Source organism: Novosphingobium sp. 17-62-19 (assembly GCF_002256775.1).
Taxonomy (GTDB): Bacteria; Pseudomonadota; Alphaproteobacteria; order Sphingomonadales; family Sphingomonadaceae; genus Novosphingobium.
On sequence record NZ_NCII01000049.1, the window covers coordinates 41,197 to 56,806 of the forward strand.

The 15,610-nt window shown below is 61.8% G+C and carries 21 protein-coding genes and 1 tRNA gene; 8 read left to right on the forward strand and 14 right to left on the reverse strand.

Annotation, left to right across the window (positions count from 1 at the left end; all coding sequences use genetic code 11):
• Window positions 1-4: 4 nt before the first annotated feature.
• Entirely contained in the window at window positions 5-82 is a 78-nt protein-coding gene (locus tag B7X90_RS10495; protein WP_292624290.1) for a hypothetical protein, read from the reverse strand.
• Here B7X90_RS10495 and B7X90_RS10500 point away from each other — a divergent pair.
• The gene (locus B7X90_RS10500) at window positions 75-749 is read left to right on the forward strand and encodes a hypothetical protein (protein ID WP_292624295.1); all 675 of its coding nucleotides are present in this window, start codon (window positions 75-77) and stop codon (window positions 747-749) included. The two genes, B7X90_RS10495 and B7X90_RS10500, sit on opposite strands and share 8 nt — an antisense overlap.
• A gap of 503 nt (window positions 750-1,252) precedes the next feature.
• On the opposite strand, the gene ruvB is transcribed toward B7X90_RS10500, so the two are convergent.
• From ruvB to B7X90_RS10515, 3 genes are all read right to left on the reverse strand, one after another.
• A complete protein-coding gene (ruvB, locus tag B7X90_RS10505) occupies window positions 1,253-2,281 on the reverse strand; it encodes a Holliday junction branch migration DNA helicase RuvB (RefSeq protein WP_292624256.1) in 1,029 nt (342 codons plus the stop codon).
• Window position 2,282: 1 nt separating this feature from the next.
• Window positions 2,283-2,897, reverse strand: coding sequence for a Holliday junction branch migration protein RuvA (gene ruvA / locus B7X90_RS10510; protein WP_292624258.1), 615 nt, complete (start codon window positions 2,895-2,897; stop codon window positions 2,283-2,285).
• Window positions 2,898-2,962: 65 nt separating this feature from the next.
• A complete protein-coding gene (locus B7X90_RS10515; protein ID WP_292624291.1) occupies window positions 2,963-3,220 on the reverse strand; it encodes a hypothetical protein in 258 nt (85 codons plus the stop codon).
• A 195-nt stretch (window positions 3,221-3,415) separates the two neighbouring features.
• On the opposite strand from B7X90_RS10515, the gene B7X90_RS10520 reads away from it, so the two are divergent.
• Window positions 3,416-4,132, forward strand: coding sequence for a recombinase family protein (locus B7X90_RS10520; RefSeq protein WP_292624259.1), 717 nt, complete (start codon window positions 3,416-3,418; stop codon window positions 4,130-4,132).
• A gap of 243 nt (window positions 4,133-4,375) precedes the next feature.
• On the opposite strand, the gene B7X90_RS10525 is transcribed toward B7X90_RS10520, so the two are convergent.
• Window positions 4,376-4,452 (reverse strand) — tRNA-Arg (locus tag B7X90_RS10525).
• A 127-nt stretch (window positions 4,453-4,579) separates the two neighbouring features.
• Here B7X90_RS10525 and B7X90_RS10530 point away from each other — a divergent pair.
• Entirely contained in the window at window positions 4,580-5,008 is a 429-nt protein-coding gene (locus tag B7X90_RS10530; RefSeq protein ID WP_292624260.1) for a hypothetical protein, read from the forward strand.
• Between the two features lie 3 nt (window positions 5,009-5,011).
• Here the strand turns inward: B7X90_RS10530 and B7X90_RS10535 are convergent, their stop codons facing one another.
• The gene (locus B7X90_RS10535; RefSeq protein ID WP_292624261.1) at window positions 5,012-5,500 is read right to left on the reverse strand and encodes an MmcB family DNA repair protein; all 489 of its coding nucleotides are present in this window, start codon (window positions 5,498-5,500) and stop codon (window positions 5,012-5,014) included.
• A gap of 39 nt (window positions 5,501-5,539) precedes the next feature.
• Window positions 5,540-6,118, reverse strand: a complete 579-nt coding sequence (locus tag B7X90_RS10540) for a TMEM165/GDT1 family protein (protein ID WP_292624262.1) — start codon at window positions 6,116-6,118, stop codon at window positions 5,540-5,542.
• Between the two features lie 323 nt (window positions 6,119-6,441).
• Between B7X90_RS10540 and B7X90_RS10545 the strand changes: the two genes are divergently transcribed.
• Entirely contained in the window at window positions 6,442-7,770 is a 1,329-nt protein-coding gene (locus tag B7X90_RS10545; RefSeq protein ID WP_292624264.1) for an alginate export family protein, read from the forward strand.
• Here B7X90_RS10545 and B7X90_RS10550 read toward each other — a convergent pair.
• Window positions 7,743-7,994 (reverse strand): DUF1289 domain-containing protein, encoded by a 252-nt coding sequence (locus tag B7X90_RS10550; RefSeq protein WP_366409682.1) that lies wholly within the window; start codon window positions 7,992-7,994, stop codon window positions 7,743-7,745. The genes B7X90_RS10545 and B7X90_RS10550 overlap by 28 nt on opposite strands.
• Window positions 7,928-9,238, reverse strand: coding sequence for a M20/M25/M40 family metallo-hydrolase (locus B7X90_RS10555; protein ID WP_292624267.1), 1,311 nt, complete (start codon window positions 9,236-9,238; stop codon window positions 7,928-7,930). Before B7X90_RS10555 ends, B7X90_RS10550 begins: the two co-directional genes overlap by 67 nt.
• A 327-nt stretch (window positions 9,239-9,565) precedes the next feature.
• On the opposite strand from B7X90_RS10555, the gene B7X90_RS10560 reads away from it, so the two are divergent.
• Entirely contained in the window at window positions 9,566-11,086 is a 1,521-nt protein-coding gene (locus B7X90_RS10560; protein WP_292624268.1) for a DEAD/DEAH box helicase, read from the forward strand.
• 66 nt (window positions 11,087-11,152) lie between these two features.
• On the opposite strand, the gene B7X90_RS10565 is transcribed toward B7X90_RS10560, so the two are convergent.
• From B7X90_RS10565 to dapB, 3 genes are read right to left on the reverse strand one after another with little or no spacing between them, the layout of a single operon-like run.
• Window positions 11,153-11,557, reverse strand: a complete 405-nt coding sequence (locus B7X90_RS10565; protein WP_292624270.1) for a hypothetical protein — start codon at window positions 11,555-11,557, stop codon at window positions 11,153-11,155.
• The gene (gene nth, locus B7X90_RS10570) at window positions 11,554-12,255 is read right to left on the reverse strand and encodes an endonuclease III (RefSeq protein WP_292624272.1); all 702 of its coding nucleotides are present in this window, start codon (window positions 12,253-12,255) and stop codon (window positions 11,554-11,556) included. Before nth ends, B7X90_RS10565 begins: the two co-directional genes overlap by 4 nt.
• A 1-nt stretch (window position 12,256) precedes the next feature.
• Window positions 12,257-12,985, reverse strand: coding sequence for a 4-hydroxy-tetrahydrodipicolinate reductase (dapB, locus tag B7X90_RS10575; protein ID WP_292624274.1), 729 nt, complete (start codon window positions 12,983-12,985; stop codon window positions 12,257-12,259).
• Window positions 12,986-13,020: 35 nt separating this feature from the next.
• Between dapB and B7X90_RS10580 the strand changes: the two genes are divergently transcribed.
• The 3 genes from B7X90_RS10580 to B7X90_RS10590 all read left to right on the forward strand — a co-directional run bounded on the left by B7X90_RS10580 (window position 13,021) and on the right by B7X90_RS10590 (window position 14,588).
• Window positions 13,021-13,734 (forward strand): NAD-dependent deacylase, encoded by a 714-nt coding sequence (locus tag B7X90_RS10580; protein WP_292624293.1) that lies wholly within the window; start codon window positions 13,021-13,023, stop codon window positions 13,732-13,734.
• Window positions 13,735-13,805: 71 nt separating this feature from the next.
• A complete protein-coding gene (locus tag B7X90_RS10585; RefSeq protein ID WP_292624276.1) occupies window positions 13,806-14,213 on the forward strand; it encodes a thioesterase family protein in 408 nt (135 codons plus the stop codon).
• Between the two features lie 57 nt (window positions 14,214-14,270).
• Window positions 14,271-14,588, forward strand: coding sequence for a DUF1294 domain-containing protein (locus B7X90_RS10590; protein ID WP_292624277.1), 318 nt, complete (start codon window positions 14,271-14,273; stop codon window positions 14,586-14,588).
• Window positions 14,589-14,591: 3 nt separating this feature from the next.
• On the opposite strand, the gene B7X90_RS10595 is transcribed toward B7X90_RS10590, so the two are convergent.
• Together B7X90_RS10595 and ubiG are read right to left on the reverse strand one after the other, a co-directional pair.
• Window positions 14,592-14,774, reverse strand: a complete 183-nt coding sequence (locus B7X90_RS10595; RefSeq protein ID WP_292624279.1) for a hypothetical protein — start codon at window positions 14,772-14,774, stop codon at window positions 14,592-14,594.
• Window positions 14,775-14,777: 3 nt separating this feature from the next.
• On the reverse strand, window positions 14,778-15,530 hold the full coding sequence (gene ubiG, locus B7X90_RS10600; RefSeq protein ID WP_292624281.1) for a bifunctional 2-polyprenyl-6-hydroxyphenol methylase/3-demethylubiquinol 3-O-methyltransferase UbiG: 753 nt from the start codon (window positions 15,528-15,530) through the stop codon (window positions 14,778-14,780).
• Between the last annotated feature and the right edge of the window lie 80 nt (window positions 15,531-15,610).

Consider the following 15,610-nt stretch of genomic DNA (forward strand, 5'->3'; position numbering starts at 1 on the left):
GCATTCAAGCGTGAGTCTTCGCCTTGCCAAAGCGGCGGCGCGCCACAAGCCCGGCCGCGGCCGCACCGAACAGGATGACCATCGAAGGTTCAGGGACTTCGGTTCCGCCGTTGGTCGACGAGGTCGAAGTGGAGGTCGCGCCATTCGAGCTTGATGATGTTGACGACGACGTGGACGACGATGTCGAACTGCTGGTGCTGCTCGACGTTGAAGACGACGACGAGGTTGAAGACGACGTGGACGAACTGGACGTCACGTTGCCCGATGAAGTCGAGGTCGATGAACTGCTGGAAACGTTGCCCGACGACGTGCTGACATTACCCGAAGACGTGCTGACGTTGCCCGAAGACGTGCTGACGTTGCCACTCGATGAGGACACGTTGCCCGACGAGGTCGAAACGCCACCCGTGGATGTCGAAACGCCACCGGTCGAGGTGGACGTCGAGATACCGCCTGTCGAAGTCGAAACCCCGCCGCTGGTCGAAGATGTGGAACCGCCCGAAGTCGAGGTGGAGCCGCCCGAACTGGACGTCGAACCGCCCGAGGTCGACGTGGACCCGGTGCTGGTCGAGGAAATGACCACGCTGCCGCCACCGCCGCCGCTGCTTCCGCCGCCGCCGCCGCCGCCGCCAAAGAAACCTCCGAAGAAGCCGCCGCCGAAACCGCCAAGGCCGCCGCCGCCGATCACCACGGGCACACCACCGCCGCCGCCACCAGCCATCTGCTGCGGAGGCATTGGCGGCATGTAGGGCACTGGCACCATTGCCATCTGCGGCGCAGGTTCACAGGTGCGGGTCGTCGTCGTCGTCACCACGCGGCGGGCGCGATGCACTGTGCGCGGCGCGGCGCGCTTGGCCACCACGCGCTTGGCAGGGGCCTTCTTGACCTTGATCGGCTTCACATGATGGATTTCACCGCGTGAAGGCGCTTCCGAAACGTGAACAGCGCCGCCGCCGAGCATCGCCCCGCCTGCTGCTGCCGCTGCCAATTTTGCCAATGCCATCCGAACCGACATGATCGTTTCTCTCGTTCTTCCTTAGGGAAAGCGGGCTAGCAGAAGCGGGTTAACGCCTTGCTTTGCTTTCCTGACAGGTCGATCAACGCAGATGGCATGGGTCAGGGCAATGACGTTAACCCTGTTCTGGCCTCTGAATCTGCCCGAAAACGGGACCGTCGCCCCTCGCTGGTTAACTCTGTGCCAGTTTGGGACCGAATGAAGCCGGAGTCTTTCGCCGGCACGCGTCAACAGCCCTCATTCGCCCGAATCGAACAAACCGGGCATTTGCCCGGTTGGCGGGGTGAGTCCCAGATGCTGCCAACCACGATCATTGAGGCAGCGCCCGCGCGCCGTGCGGGCAATCAGCCCCAACTGGATCAGGTAAGGCTCGATAACTTCCTCAATCGTATCGCGCGGTTCCGAAAGGCCCGCCGCCAGCGTTTCCACGCCCACCGGACCGCCTTTATAGATGTCGGCAATCATCATCAGATAGCGCCGGTCTTGCAGGTCCAGCCCGATCTGGTCGATCTCCAGCCGGGTCAGCGCATTGTCGGCATTGTCTTTCGTGATCTTCTCGGCACCCGCCACTTGCGCAAAATCGCGCACGCGGCGCAGCAGTCTCCCGGCAACGCGAGGTGTGCCGCGTGAACGGCGCGCAATCTCGGTCGCCCCGCCCTTGTCGATGCCGATGCCCAGCAGCGAAGCGCCGCGCGCCACCACGCGTTCCAGTTCGTCCACCGAATAGAACTGCAGCCGCACCGGAATGCCGAAGCGGTCCCGCAACGGCGTCTGCAACAACCCCTGCCGCGTAGTCGCCCCGATCAGCGTGAACGGCGGCAGATCGATCCGCACCGATCGGGCAGACGGCCCTTCCCCGATCATCAGATCCAGCGCGCGGTCTTCCATCGCCGGATAGAGCACTTCCTCGACCACGGGATTGAGGCGGTGGATCTCGTCGATGAACAGCACATCGCCGGATTCAAGATTGGTCAGCAGCGCCGCCAGATCGCCTGCTTTGGCAATCACCGGGCCGGACGTGGAGCGGAAGTTCACGCCTAATTCGCGCGCAATGATCTGCGCCAGCGTGGTCTTGCCAAGGCCCGGCGGCCCGAAGAACAGCACATGATCCATCGCCTCGCGCCGCATCTTGGCGCTTTCGATGAACACCTGCAGATTGTCCTTCGCCGCCGCCTGCCCCACGAATTCGGCCAGCGTCTTGGGCCGCAAAGCAGCGTCCTGGTCTTCGACCATGCGTTCGGGGGTGAGGAGAGGGTTATCGGTCATCCTATCCCGCCGCCCGCTTCAACGCCACGCGCACCAGATCGTTCAGTCCTGCATCTTCACCCAGTTCCTTCACCGCTGCGGCCACTGCGCTGCTGGCCACCATCGGCTTGAAGCCTAGGTTCTGCAGCGCCGATACGGCATCGGCAGCCGCATCGCCCGGCGGCGGGGCAAAGGTGTCTCCGCCCATGCCCACCGGCGAGGTATAGCCCGCAAGGCCCCCCGCCTTGTCCTGCAGTTCGTTGACGATCCGGCTCGCCAGTTTCGGCCCCACGCCGTTCGCCCGCGCCACCATCGCTGCATCGCCTTGCGCACAGGCGCGTTGCAATTCTTCCACCGACAGTGCCGAAAGGATCGCCAGCGCCACTTTCGACCCGACACCCTGCACCGCCGTCAACAGCCTGAACCACGCGCGTTCGCCCGCGCTGGTGAAGCCGATCAGGCGCTGGTCGGTTTCACTCACCTGCATTTCGGTGTGGACCACCACCCGATCCCCCCGGATGCCCAGATGGCTGAGCGTCTTGGCCGAGCACTGGACGAGGTAGCCCACGCCCCCCACGTCGATCACGGCCCAGTCAGGGCCGGTGTCATCAAGGATGCCGGTGAGCTTCGCGATCATGCTTTGTTCCTATGCACGGACGGCCTGCCCCATGCAAGAGCGCCAGCGCGCGCCATGCGCAGGAATCAATCGCCCGCCCGGTCAATCATGTCCATGAAGTCCCGCGCCGCATCGCGGTCAGCCGCATCCTTGAACGCCACGTCCAGATCCGGCGCGCGGCCCAGCATATGCAGCAGAGTCCAAAGGCCAAAGCGTCGCGCCCGGTCTTTCTCCAGCCCGAAATCCACCAGCATCCGCTCAACCCCCGCATCAAGCGCGGCGGGCGTGACTTGCGCGAAGTCGTCTGTGCCAAAATAGCGGCGGAGCTGATCGTCAAATTCCATGCCCGCGCGATAGGCGAGCGGCGGGCCGGGCGCAACGCCCCCAGCCGTAACCCTCCCCAAATGCACCCCTTCAAGCCCCGCAACATCGAACGCGCCCGAATGCTAAGGCGCGAGGCAACCCCGATGGAGCGCCGCCTCTGGCACTACCTGTCCGGCAGAGCGCTTGGCGCAAAGTTCAGCCGCCATCTGGGGGCCTTGAGCAAGGACGGCGATGACCTCAATCGCCTCGCAAGATCGCTTAGAACGCACTACGCCATTCGTGATGCTGTGGCGAAAGCTGGCGGCAAACTGGAATCGCCCAAGCGCGTGTTCGCGGACGATCCCGACGACGATATTCTCGAAATCATCGAAGCCGCCTTTGCAGGCGAGCATCGCCGCAAGAATGCCGAACAGACCATGACCCGGATGCGTGCTCGCGTCATGAACGGCTACTGGGTTTTTCAGGCCCCGTGGGGCTATCGTTTTGAGAAAGCGTCCGGCGGCGGCAAGCATCTGGTTCGTGACGAACCCATAGCCTCGATCATTCAGGAAGGTTTGGAAGGCTACGCCTCAGGTCGCTTTGGCTCTCAGGCGGAGGTGAAGCGCTTCTTCGAGTCGAACGCACTCTTCCCCAAGGATCGGCAAGGGTTGGTGACCAATGAGCGCGTCAATCAAATCCTGACCCAGCCACTTTATGCCGGGTATATCGAAGTGCCGCGCTGGAACCTGTCACTGCGCAAGGGACAGCATGACGGGCTGATTTCTCTTGAGGCCTTCGATCTCATTCAGCAGCGTTTGGCGGGCAAGGCTCGCGCTCCATCTCGCAAGGACATCAACGCGGATTTCCCGATGCGCGGCTTCATCGCCTGCGGCGATTGCCACTATCCCATGAGAGCAAGATTGGCGAACCGGAGCGCGACAAGCGGATTTTAGCGGAAAACATCGCCAAATGCAGTACGCCCGCACACTACTATGACGAGGTTTTTCAAACCTCGATGACGTTTCTCACAAACCCTTGGAATCTTTAGGAAACTGGCAGGTTAGAGGACCGCAGAGCTATGCTTAAATTGGTCTTTCCGGGCAGTCTCTTATATGCCCGGAAAACAGGGTTTCAAACCCCTGAAATATCCATGCCTTTCAAGGCATTAGAGGACATTTCAAGCCCAAAAAGGGAAATGGTGCACCCGACAGGATTCGAACCTGTGACCCCTGCCTTCGGAGGGCAGTACTCTATCCAGCTGAGCTACGGGTGCCTGAGCCGTTGGGCCACCTAGCAGTGCTGCGGCTGGCTTGCCAGTGTTTTGTGCGCCGCGTGCAGGCTCTCATCCAATCCGGCTGTTTAGGGTTTTGGTAGCCAACGGCAGGGTATCCCCTCAACCCATGAAGGAACCCAGCCTAGCCGGAAGCGATTCGCGCAATGTGCCGCATAGCGCAGCCAGAAACGGGACTCAGCGTACTGCGTTCGGGCAAGGTTCGGGCAATGCCATGTCGATGAAATGGTCGGCGCTGCACGACGCTTCATCGATAATCTGCCAACTTGCAGGGTTGCAGCCTGAAATGCGCAAGCCTGAAGTGCGCAACTTTCCCGCAATCATGCGCGATACTGGCGGCTGGCGCTATGAACTGGCGCGGCAGGGCGTTGATGATCTGGCTGCATTTATGGAGCCAGGACTGGCGGCATTGCTGGCAGTATCGGCACGGGGGCACTCACCCGCACCGGCCGCAACGGCACTTTGGCATGAATTCGTTTCGGCCCGCACTGCCCTGCTGGCGCTGATCCCCCCGCTGGGAATCAAGCGCAGGCCGTGATCCCTACCCGCCCCACGCTGCGCAGTGGGGATCGAGGCTGACAAGATGGCGGCGCAGCGAGGCGCGGGCCAATCGCTCAACCTCTGCTTTCCGTCTTGCAGCTGCTAACGGAACAGTCGGTGCCGGACGCAAGATTTCAGCGTCATACCCATCAGCCACAATCACCCCGCAGGCGTGCGGCAGAAAATCCTCGGTTTCCAGCACCGCAGGGTCCAGATGCGGGGCGAGGCCCCAGTAATATCTGTCGCAATGGTCGAGATAGTCGGTCCACTTGGCATCGCCCAGCAAGTCTGCGCGGGAGACCTTGATCTCCACGATCACGACCTGCCCCTTGGCATCTATGCCCATCAGGTCGGCCCGCCTGCCCGAGCGCAACGGCATTTCCAGCAGACACCAGATGTCGTTGCGCGCGAACAAACGGCAGATGCCGCGCGCCACGGCGCGTGCCTCACGTTCGATGGCGTCCTGACTGACGGGAAGTGATTCGACCATCTGCACAGCGTAAGAACAAATGACGAACAGGTAAAGAGCTTACCAGAGCCCGATCGTCTGCACGAACAGCCATACGCCTGTTGCCACCAGCAGCGCCGCTGCAATCATTCGCACCACATCGAGCGGGACGCGCTTTATCAAGGCATTACCGAACACGACAGCAGGCACATTGGCAATCATCATGCCCAGCGTGGTGCCCGCCGTGACCATCAGCGCATCGTTGAAGCGCGCGCCCAAGGCAATTGTGGCGATCTGCGTCTTGTCACCCATCTCGACGATGAAGAACGCGACGAGTGTGGTGAGGAAGGCACCATAGCGCGAGGGTTTCGGCGCTTCGTCATCGTCCAGTTTGTCTGGGACCAGCGTCCACAGTCCCATGGCCACGAAGCCGACCGCGATGGCGATACGGAACCACATGCCATCGAGGAAAGCGGCGGCAGTTGCCCCCAGCAGGGCCGCAAGGAAATGGTTGGCAAGCGTTGCTGCCAGAATCCCGAGCACGATCGGCATAGGCCGCTTGAACCGCGCGGCAAGGACGATGGCGAGAAGCTGCGTCTTGTCGCCGATCTCTGCCAGTGCGACGATCGCGGTGGAAGTGGTAAAAGCTTCGAAGATCATGACATTTCCGGGGCCGGGCGGAGCGATCTGGCCAACGACAGCGTGCCCCTCCACCCGGCCCGGATAGAAAGCGCGCTGTCATTGGTCTCGCCCGGGGGACCGGAAAAGTCCCGCCGCCTGCGCCATGGCCTCTCGACCAAGCATGTTGACGCTGAGGGCCGCTGCAAAAGCGGTGGCTACTCCCCAAGTGACGTGACTGCGCGTTAACCGCGTATGGCCAAAGGTGCAAGGCCGGGTCGGCTCTGAGTACTCGAAATCAGGACTGGTGCGGGCGCAGTTGCGTCGCTATAAAGTCTACTTATTTAGTTGATATAAGGTGCGGTATGCGGTTGGTGATTGCGGCACTTCTGGCAACCGTGGCGGTTTCCTGCGCCTTTCCGGCTTTGGCGCACGACGATCCATGGAGCATTTCCGCATCGGCGCGGCTGCGTATTGAGTCCATCGACGGCCAGTTCCGCCCCGCACCCGCGCCCGAACATGACACGATGGTATCGCTGCGCACAGAGATCGCCGCGCAATACAATGCCGGCCACTTGCGCTTCGTGGCGGAACTGTGGGACGCGCGTGCTTGGGGGCAGGATGTCCGCTCATCGGCCAATACCAGCGAGGTCAATGCACTGGAACTGGTACAGGCCAATGTGCAGGTGCCGCTGGCGGGCAAAAGTGTGCTGACACTGGGACGATACACGCTCGATCTGGGCAACCGCCGGATGGTGGCGCGACAGCGGTTTCGCAACACCACCAACGCCTTTACCGGCGCCTATCTTGCGCTTGATGGTGGGGCCGGGCGCAAGCTGGACTTGATGTTCGCGCTGCCTCACCAGCGTCTGCCCGATGATGTGGATGGCATCCGCAGCGACCGAGTGAAGTGGGACCGCGAGAATTTCGATGTCATGTTCTTCGGCGCGCATGGCACTTTGCCAGATGTGTTGGGTGGGACGCTGCTGCCCTATGCTTTCGGACTGATCGAGCGAGATGGCGCACGGCTCGCCACGGCCAATCGCCGCATCGGCACAGTGGGCGCGCGGCATTTCGTGAAGGCAATGCGCGGAGAGTGGGATCATGATCTGGAAGGTGCAGTGCAATTCGGCAAGGCACGGCGCAGTTCCTCCGCTGCGGATCGCACAGACCTCGACGTCTTTGCATGGTTCGTCCACGCAGAATTGGGCCACACCTTGTCAGGCGGTTGGACACCGCGCATTGCCGTGCTGTTCGATGCAGCCAGTGGCGATGGCGGCAAGGCGGGCAAGTACACCCGCTTTGACACGCTCTATTCCGCACGCCGGTTCGAATTCGGGCCGAACGGACTCTACGGTCCATTCCGGCGCAGCAACATCGTCTCGCCATCGCTGCGGCTGGAAGTTGCGCCTTCCAAACGAACCGACGCCTTCGTGGCGTGGCGCAGTGCTTGGGCCGAAAACAGGCGCGACCAGTTCGCCGCGACCGGGGTACGCAATGCGACCAACACTTCGGGCAGCCTCGGCGCACACCAGATCGAAAGCCGTGTGCGCCACTGGATCGTGCCGGGATTGCTACAGATTGATGCAGGTGCGGCCTTGCTGCTGAAACGCGGGCTTTTGCGCGATGCGACCAATGCACCGGTCAGCGGCAACACGCGCTATGGTTATGTCGACCTGACGCTTACGCTATGACGGCTCGCCACTTCGCCAAGGATTGCTTGCTTGCGCGCTGCACTTGCAGCGGGCCAAGCGGTAATTTCCTCGATCGTCCGGTAGCATCCCCGGCACAGCTGCTGCGCCGGTTCAATCACGCAAACGCCGGTGCATGGGCTCGGCGGATCGGCAGACGTCACCGGGCTGACTTCTCCGCAGAGAGCCGGGTCATCAGCAGGGCAGCACGCTTGGCCTGAGTCCACAGGCTAGGCACGTCGACCGTCTCACCCGGCGCATGGTCGCCCGTGGAATGTGGGCCGAGGCCGACCAAACCGTCGATGTATTCCGCCACAAAGCTGATATCGCCCGCGCCACGCTTCATCGGGTCGAGCGGTTGCATTTCGGGCAGGCCGAGCGTGGCGTTGACGCCATTGAGCTTTGCCAGCAGCGCCTTGTTGCCCTCGGTCGGGGCCATCGGCGGATAACCTTCACTGAAGGTGATCTTGGCCGAGGTTACGCCGGGGAACTTGCGCGCGACGATGGCCTCCATCTTGCGCATTGCAGCGCGGTTCTGCTCAAGACTGAGCGTGCGCAGATCGCCACGCGCGACAGCTTTTCCGGCGATGATGTTTGTCTTGCCTCGCGCCGAAACGTGGGCGTTGTCTTTCGCAACGTCTGCCTGCGCCCCACCCGCAATCAGACCGACGTTGAGCGTGAGATAGGGTTCGGGCAGTTCTTCACGCAAGGCGGTGATCATCTTTGCCGCAGCGTAGATCGCACCATCGCCCGACTTCGGGTTCCACACCCCGCTCGAATGGCCAGAAAGCGCCTCGATGGTCAGCGTCCAGCTTTGTGAGGAGCGACGCGCGATCGAGCCCATGTCTTTGCCATCTTCACGGCTGAGCCCTTCGAAATCGAGCGCGACGTCTGCCGCCTTTGCCGCAGCGACCAGATCGGCACGGGCGACTTCGGTGGGAGAGCCTGCCTCTTCCTCGTCACCGGTCAGGAACACTTCAATATTGGCGGTTTTTAGCGTTCCCGCGGCCTGCATTGCACGCGCAGCGGCAAGGATTACGGCAATGCCGCCTTTGTCGTCCCCTACACCGGGGCCAATCGCCTTATCGCCCTTCAGCACATAAGTCTGGAATGGCGAATCAGGTTCGAACACCGTGTCGAGGTGGCCGATGAGCAACAGTTTCTTGGCGCCCTTGCGGCCCTTGTGCGTGAGGACAAGGTGACCCGCGCGGCCGATCTGCTCCATAGGTATCCAACGGGCCGTGAAGCCCAGTGCAGTGAATTCCGGCACCACGATGTCACGTACCTTGCGTACGCCATCCAGATTGCGGCTGCCAGAGTTCTGGTTGACCATGGTCTCAAGGAATTTCAGCGTGCGCTTCTGTTCTGTATCGACAGTTGCGACCATTTTTGCCTCACCGCCGCTGGGGGCGGCCTGCGCAGAGCCACAAATCACGGCAAGAGACACGACAACAGCGGAAATCGAACGCATCTGAGGCTCCTTTGGCGTCCACGTTGGCGCGCGCGCCCTGCCCATGCAACCGCCTTTTCCGCGAATTTCCTTGCCTTATTGCCAATCTATACCTATGTGCGCCGCAGCAAGACCGGCGGCGGACTTATCCGCTGCAATCCGGGTGCTGGCGTGAGAGCCTGCTGAAAAGCACTGGCTCCGCCCCGGACGAACGGTTTTTGCCCCGCCCGCTTCCCCTTTCACGCATGGGTCGCACGATCGACCCCGCATGTGCCTTTTCGGCGCTTGCGCATAGCGAACCCAATTTGCGCGTCGGCTTTTGCCGATACGTTTCACGAAAGCATATTCATGTCATTTTTTGCTGAACTCGGCCTTGCCGAACCCATTCTCCGTGCCCTCGAAGCCAAGGGCTACAACGATCCTACCCCGATCCAGCGCCAGTCGATCCCCGCGCTGCTCGAAGGCCGCGACCTGCTCGGCATTGCGCAGACCGGAACCGGCAAGACCGCCGCATTCGCGCTGCCTTCATTGCATCGCCTTGCTGCCAACCGCATTGATCGCAAGCCGGCTTCGTGCCGCATGTTGATCCTTTCGCCGACGCGCGAACTGGCGGCGCAGATTGCCGACAATATCGAGGGCTATGCCAAGTACCTCAACATCTCGGTTGCCTGCGTGTTCGGCGGCGTCCCCGTCGGCAAGCAGGCCCGCCGCCTTGTGCCCGGCGTCGACATCCTTGTCGCCACGCCCGGCCGCCTGCTCGACCTGATCGACCAGCGCGCGCTGACACTCAGCCGCACCGAAATCTTCGTGCTTGATGAAGCCGACCAGATGATGGACCTCGGCTTTATCCATGCGCTGAAGCGCGTGGCCAACCTGCTGCCGAAAACACGCCAGAGCCTGTTCTTCTCCGCCACGATGCCAAAGGCGATCGAGGATCTGGGCAAGCAGTTCATCGTCAACCCGGTGCGCGTCGAAGTCGCCCCGAACTCGACCACGGCCGAGCGCGTCGAACAGTACGTCACCTTCATCAACCAAGCAGAAAAGCAGGCACTGCTGACACTGCGTATCCGCACGCTGCTGGCGTCGAAGGAAATGGACCGCGCATTGGTGTTCACCCGCACGAAGCACGGCGCAGACCGCGTGGTGCGCCACCTGATCTCTGCCGGGATCGAAGCGCGCGCCATTCACGGCAACAAGAGCCAGGCCCAGCGCACCGCCGCACTTGAAGCTTTCCGTCAGGGTTCGTGCCCTGTGCTGGTGGCAACCGACATCGCCGCGCGCGGGATCGACGTTTCGGGCGTTTCGCACGTCTTCAACTTCGAACTGCCTAACGTGCCTGAGCAGTACGTCCACCGCATTGGCCGCACCGCGCGCGCCGGGGCCGATGGCATCGCGATGAGCTTCTGCGCGCCGGATGAAAAGCCGTACCTCAAGGACATCGAGAAGCTTACCCGCCTCAAGATCGACACGATGGCCCTGCCGGAAAACTTCCTGTCCGAAGCCGCAAAACTGCCCGCTCCTACCCGCAAGCCTGCCGAAGAAGAGCGCGATGCCCGCCATGATGCCCGCGCCCAGCGTGGCAATGGTGGCCGTGGCGGCAGCGGTCAACCGCGCGGAGAGCAAAAGCGCGGAAACCAGAACTTTGGCGGCAAGGCACAGGGCCGTGACGGACGCCCGCGCGACACTTCACCGCGTCAGGAACGCCGTGATGGTGCCGCGAATGATCGTGGGCCGGTGCGCAATCCGGTGCTTGATGCGACCGTCAATGGCGGCGAGCGTGACGGCAATCAGCCGCGCAACTTCCGCCCACGTGGCGGCGGCGCGCCCGGCGTAGGCGCACACCGCAACAAGGTGCGCCGCGCCAGCTGATTCGTCACAGTGGTAAGTTACAAACGCCATCCCAGCCTTGGCCGGGGTGGCGTTTTGTTGTTTGCGCTACTTTGCCAGCTCTACCGGCGTAAATTCGCCCAACCCGCACGACCCACGGTTCATCGGACCGGAACCAGCATTGTTCACGATCACCGTGATGATATCCACGTTGCACAGCTGCGACAGTGACGTGGCGTAAGAGAACGCGCGCTCGAACCCCAATCCATTGCAGCGACGCGGCAGGCTGTTGCGATACCAGGTGTTTGCACCGGTGCGGAAATCGATGGTCCAGTCATCGCGGACGATGCTTTCACGGATCGACTGGATTGGCAGGCAGGTGACAGGCTTGCCGGTGACTGTTGCCTTGGGAATGTCGGCGCGGTGGCCGTCGTTGCCTTTGTTCTCACCAGCAGCGCAGCTCGCCAAAGCCAGTGACAAACTTGCAATAAGGATTGGAGTCGTGCGCTTCATGCCATGCTCTCCTTGCGTTTCCGCGCGACAGGCTTTTGCGCTGCCGTTGCGGGTTTCGCCCCCTTCTCCAGAACCTTGCCCTTGAACGCGCAAAGGTCAACCAGTCCGCAGTGCCAGCATTCGGGTGTGCGCGCCTTGCAGATGTAGCGCCCATGCAGGATCAGCCAGTGGTGTGCGCCCACACGAAAAGGTTGGGGGACGTGTTTCTCCAGTCCCTTTTCAACGGCGAGCGGCGTCTTGCCCTTCGCAAGGCCGGTGCGATTGCCGACGCGGAAGATGTGTGTGTCGACTGCAAAGGTCTCCGCGCCAAAAGCGCAGTTCATCACTACATTGGCAGTCTTGCGCCCCACGCCGGGCAATTCGGTCAGCAGATCGCGGTCTGCCGGAACTTCGCCACCGTGCTGCCTGACGAGAATCTCTGCCATCGCCATAACGTTTTTGGCCTTGGAATTGAACAGGCCGATGGTTTTGATGTGCTGCTTCAGCCCATCTTCGCCCAGATCCAGCATGTCCTGTGGCGTCTTCACGATGGCGAACAGCTTGCGCGTTGCTTTGTTCACGCCAACATCGGTTGCCTGCGCCGAAAGCGTGACGGCCACCAGCAGCTGGTAGGTGTTGCCGTATTCCAACTCAGTCTCGGGCGAAGGATTGGCCTCGGCGAGACGGCGGAAGAATTCGAATACGTCCGCCTTCTTCATCTTACAGACCCAACACTTCGGGCATGGTATAGCGGCCTGGCTTCTGCCCCAGCAGCCATTCCGCCGCGCGCACCGCACCTTTGGCAAAGATCGCGCGGTTTTCGGCGAGGTGCGAGAACGTCAGCCGTTCATTGTCCGCCAGAAAATGCACCGAATGGTCACCCGCCACCGATCCGCCTCGCAACGATGCAAAACCGATGGTGCCTGCCTGACGCGCGCCAGTGATCCCGTCGCGCCCGCGCACGGCTTCATTGGCCAGCGCAACGCCGCGCCCCTTGGCCGCCGCCTCGCCCAGCAGCAGTGCGGTGCCCGATGGCGCGTCCACCTTCATGCGGTGGTGCGTCTCGACGATCTCGATGTCCCAATCGTCGCCCAGCCTCTGCGCCGCTTCGCGCACCAGATGGGCGAGCAGCGTAACGCCAAGCGAGGTATTGCCAGTCTGCAACACCGGAATGCTCACCGCAGCCGCATCGATCAGCCAGTGGTGGCGCTCTTCAAGGCCGGTGGTGCCAATCACGACGGGAATGCCCGCATGGATCGCTGCGTCCAGATTGAACTCCAGCGCAGCGGGAGCGGAGAAATCAACCAGCACATCGCTGGCCTGCGCCAGCGCAAGCGGATCGCCACCTTTATCGATTCCGCCTGCAAAGTCGTGCCCCGCAGCCGCCACAGCTGCCTGCAGCGCATTGCCCATTCGTCCAGCGCTGCCGATAATCCCGATTCTGGTCATTGCTTACCCCTTGCGTGGCGTGCTTCATGGTCGGGATGAGCAAGCTGCGCAATATCGTCATTCTCACCGGAGCGGGAATTTCCGCCGAATCCGGCATCGACACTTTCCGCAGTGAAGGCGGATTGTGGGAGCAACATCGGGTGGAGGACGTTGCCACGCCCGAAGCTTTCGTGCGCGATCCCGATCTGGTTCTGCGCTTTTACGACATGCGGCGTGAGGCGATCCAGACAAAACAGCCCAACGCTGCCCACGTGGCGCTCGCCCGGCTGGACCGTGAATGGCCAAAACGCGAAGGCGGGGATGTGTTGATCGTAACGCAGAACGTGGATGACCTGCACGAGAGAGGCGGCGCATTGAATGTCCTGCACATGCATGGCGAACATCTCAACGCGTGGTGCATTGCCTGCGACACACGCCATCGGTGGACAGGGCCGCTGATCCACCGCCCGCCATGCCCGGCGTGCGGAATGGCGGCGCTGCGCCCCGATATCGTGTGGTTTGGCGAGATGCCCTATCGTATGGAGGAAATTTACGCCGCCGTTTCTACTGCTGATCTTTTTGTCTCGATCGGTACTTCCGGCGCGGTCTACCCGGCTGCCGGGCTTGTGCGCAACGCGCGTGACCTTGGCGTGCAGACGCTCGAACTCAATCTCGAACGCTCGAAAGGGTCTGCGTGGTTCCATGAAACCCGGCTTGGTCCCGCAACGCAGATCGTGCCGGATTGGGTGGGCGAACTGCTCTCGTCATGAAGTGTTGCGAAGCGCAATAAGGTTGAACGCCGCCCTACCGGCCAGCCGCGAATCATGTTATCTACATCGGTGTGAACAACGCGATCCCCCACCTCGTCCCGATTTCCGTCGATCCCGCCGACATTGATTTCATGGGGCACGTTAACAACGCGTCCTACCTGAAGTGGGTGCAGGACGCGGTGATAGACCACTGGCGCGCAATTGCGCCTGCCGATGCGGTGGCAGCGCACCTGTGGGTCGCGCTGAAACACGAGATCACCTATCGCCGACCAACCTTTCTGGACGACGCGGTGATTGCCCATGTCATCCTTGAAAAGGTGCAAGGTGCACGCGCGTTCTACGAAACGATCATCAAGCGCGGCGAAGACGTGCTGGCGGAAGTCAAATCCAGCTGGTGCTGCCTTGACGCCGAAACGCTGCGGCCGGCACGGCTTGCGCGCGATCTGGTGGAGAAGTTCCTGCCATCTTCGGCGGCTTAACACGCCCGGCAGATGCAATATACCAATCGTTGACCATGCGCGGATAGTTCTGCGGCGATGATCGATTCGCTTGCCGACCTGTTGACCATCGAAAACGTCGTGACAGCGCTCCTCGCACTGAACGCCACGACCTTTGTCTCATTCGGGATCGACAAGTGGAAAGCCCGCACTGGGCGTTGGCGCGTCAGCGAAGGAACCTTGCTGCAACTGGCGTTACTGGGCGGCACGCCGGGTGCCTATCTTGGCCGCCGCGTGTTCCGCCACAAGACCCGCAAGCAGCCGTTCGTGCGCTATCTGCACACAATCGCGTTTCTTCAGATCATCGCGATCGTCTGCTGGAACGCATGGGATCTGATGCAACAGTTCTGGAAGTGACGATCAGCGCAGCTTGGCGATGCTAAGGCTGTCGTTCTTCGCGCGCAACTTCACCGATTCCTCGCTGCGGGTAAGCGCCTTGGCAATGGCTTTGAGCGCCATGCCTTTTTTCGCCAAAGTATGCAGCTTCTGGATTTCATCGGCAGTCCACGCCTGCTTGTGGCGTTCAAAGCGTTCGGCGGCCATGGTTCAATCCTCTCTGGTCACGGTAACGATGTAATTCAGCGCCAGATCGTCGGACAGATGCAGGCCGCGCGATACGCTCCATGCGATGCCCATCGGATTGCCCATCTTCAGGCCTGCCGCAACAAGCAGATCGTGCAGTTCCACCGGCGTGATGAAATCGTCCCAGTGGTGTGTGCCTTTGGGCACCATGCCCAGCCCTTCTGCCCCCTCAACCAGTAACAGACGCGAGCGAGTTGTACGGTTGGGGGTGGACAGGATCATCAGCCCGCCGGGTGCCAGCGCGGCCTCAAGCGCAGCGATGAAGGCAGGCTTGTCCGCCACATGCTCGATCACTTCCATTGAGGTGACCAGATCGAACCCGGCAAGGCCCAACTGGCCGACATCGCCGCAGCGGTAGTCGATCGACAGGCCCGAACCCTCGGCGTGGAGGCGCGCGGCGGCGATATTTTCCTCTGCCGCATCTACACCGCTGACCACTGCACCAAGCCGCGCCAGCGGCTCGCACAGCAGCCCTGCCCCGCAGCCGACATCAAGCGCCTTGCGACCCGCCAGCGGCTTTACCCCGCGCGAATCGCTGCCGAAGTGCGCGTCAATCGCATCGCGGATGAAGCCTAGCCGCACCGGGTTCAGCTTGTGCAGCATGGCTGACGAACCCTTGGGATTCCACCAGTCCGCCGCCAGCTTGCCGAAGTGGGCCGCTTCGGATTCCCTTATGGTCTTTGGCCGAATGGTATGCGCAGAGGTTGCATTGCTCATAACCCGTCCCTAAAGCGCCCGCGCCGCATGGTCCACTGGCCTTGCGGGAAAGATTCTTTCGTAGACCAAGCTGGGAGCAA

Excerpts from the sequence above, each read along its gene's own strand:
- B7X90_RS10565 (WP_292624270.1), bottom strand. The coding sequence starts at position 11,557 with ATGAAGCGCACGACTCCAATCCTTATTGCAAGTTTGTCACTGGCTTTG.
- dapB (WP_292624274.1), bottom strand. The coding sequence starts at position 12,985 with ATGACCAGAATCGGGATTATCGGCAGCGCTGGACGAATGGGCAATGCG.
- B7X90_RS10495 (WP_292624290.1), bottom strand. The coding sequence starts at position 82 with ATGGTCATCCTGTTCGGTGCGGCCGCGGCCGGGCTTGTGGCGCGCCGC.
- ubiG (WP_292624281.1), bottom strand. The coding sequence starts at position 15,530 with ATGAGCAATGCAACCTCTGCGCATACCATTCGGCCAAAGACCATAAGG.
- B7X90_RS10535 (WP_292624261.1), bottom strand. The coding sequence starts at position 5,500 with ATGGTCGAATCACTTCCCGTCAGTCAGGACGCCATCGAACGTGAGGCA.
- nth (WP_292624272.1), bottom strand. The coding sequence starts at position 12,255 with ATGAAGAAGGCGGACGTATTCGAATTCTTCCGCCGTCTCGCCGAGGCC.
- B7X90_RS10595 (WP_292624279.1), bottom strand. The coding sequence starts at position 14,774 with ATGGCCGCCGAACGCTTTGAACGCCACAAGCAGGCGTGGACTGCCGAT.
- B7X90_RS10530 (WP_292624260.1), top strand. The coding sequence starts at position 4,580 with ATGAAGGAACCCAGCCTAGCCGGAAGCGATTCGCGCAATGTGCCGCAT.
- ruvB (WP_292624256.1), bottom strand. The coding sequence starts at position 2,281 with ATGACCGATAACCCTCTCCTCACCCCCGAACGCATGGTCGAAGACCAG.
- B7X90_RS10555 (WP_292624267.1), bottom strand. The coding sequence starts at position 9,238 with ATGCGTTCGATTTCCGCTGTTGTCGTGTCTCTTGCCGTGATTTGTGGC.
- ruvA (WP_292624258.1), bottom strand. The coding sequence starts at position 2,897 with ATGATCGCGAAGCTCACCGGCATCCTTGATGACACCGGCCCTGACTGG.
- B7X90_RS10545 (WP_292624264.1), top strand. The coding sequence starts at position 6,442 with ATGCGGTTGGTGATTGCGGCACTTCTGGCAACCGTGGCGGTTTCCTGC.
- B7X90_RS10580 (WP_292624293.1), top strand. The coding sequence starts at position 13,021 with ATGAGCAAGCTGCGCAATATCGTCATTCTCACCGGAGCGGGAATTTCC.
- B7X90_RS10540 (WP_292624262.1), bottom strand. The coding sequence starts at position 6,118 with ATGATCTTCGAAGCTTTTACCACTTCCACCGCGATCGTCGCACTGGCA.
- B7X90_RS10500 (WP_292624295.1), top strand. The coding sequence starts at position 75 with ATGACCATCGAAGGTTCAGGGACTTCGGTTCCGCCGTTGGTCGACGAG.
- B7X90_RS10590 (WP_292624277.1), top strand. The coding sequence starts at position 14,271 with ATGATCGATTCGCTTGCCGACCTGTTGACCATCGAAAACGTCGTGACA.
- B7X90_RS10560 (WP_292624268.1), top strand. The coding sequence starts at position 9,566 with ATGTCATTTTTTGCTGAACTCGGCCTTGCCGAACCCATTCTCCGTGCC.
- B7X90_RS10515 (WP_292624291.1), bottom strand. The coding sequence starts at position 3,220 with ATGGAATTTGACGATCAGCTCCGCCGCTATTTTGGCACAGACGACTTC.